This window comes from Bacillus cereus group sp. BfR-BA-01379 (genome assembly GCF_022663605.1).
Lineage (GTDB): Bacteria > Bacillota > Bacilli > Bacillales > Bacillaceae_G > Bacillus_A > Bacillus_A mobilis.
Window position 1 is genome coordinate 1 of the sequence record NZ_JAKUFT010000288.1, and the last position, 241, is coordinate 241.

A 241-nucleotide genomic window follows, 5' to 3' on the forward strand; every position below is an offset into this window, starting at 1 on the left:
CTTCACGAGCTTTAGTTGCTTCTACTGCTTTAGCTGTATCTTGAACTTTAGTTGTTTTTTCTACTTTAACTGCTGGTTGAACTTTAACTGGAGCTTTACCTGTTAAGTAAGGAACATGAACATAAGCTGTTTTTCCGTTATATTCAAATTGAATCCAGTCATTTTGTACTTGGTGTGTTGTTTCGATTACATCATCTTGTTTCAACTTACCAATGATCTCTGAATCTGTATTTGCTCCAGC

The 241-nt window shown here is 35.3% G+C and carries 1 protein-coding gene; it reads right to left on the minus strand.

Features of this window, described 5'->3' with window-relative positions; all coding sequences use genetic code 11:
- The coding region (locus MR113_RS27895) for an SH3 domain-containing protein (RefSeq protein ID WP_242257520.1) at positions 1 to 241 on the minus strand (241 nt) is incomplete at both ends.